Annotated in this window: 1 pseudogene; it reads left to right on the forward strand. The window is 65.0% G+C overall.

Annotated elements, in window-relative coordinates:
• Window positions 1-320 (forward strand): annotated as a pseudogene (gene gltD, locus E1958_RS19905) (glutamate synthase); the annotation flags it as partial.

Below are 320 nucleotides of genomic sequence, written 5' to 3' on the forward strand. Positions count from 1 at the left end.
GCCGCCGATCGCGTCGTCCACTACCGAGAATTCCTCATCCCCCTCGCCGACACGGACCTGAGCATCCAGGGCGCCCGCTGCATGGACTGCGGCATTCCCTACTGCCATGAAGGCTGTCCGGTAGACAACCTGATTCCGGACTGGAACGACCTGGTGTACCGGGGCGATTGGCAGGCGGCCATCGAGGTGCTGCACGCCACCAACAACTTCCCGGAGTTCACCGGGCGCATCTGCCCCGCCCCCTGCGAGGCCGCCTGCACCCTGAACCTGCACGACGCCCCGGTCACCATCAAGACCATCGAATGCGCCATCATCGACAA

The sequence above is a fragment of the Candidatus Thiosymbion oneisti genome (assembly GCF_004359955.1).
GTDB lineage: Bacteria > Pseudomonadota > Gammaproteobacteria > Chromatiales > Chromatiaceae > Thiosymbion > Thiosymbion oneisti.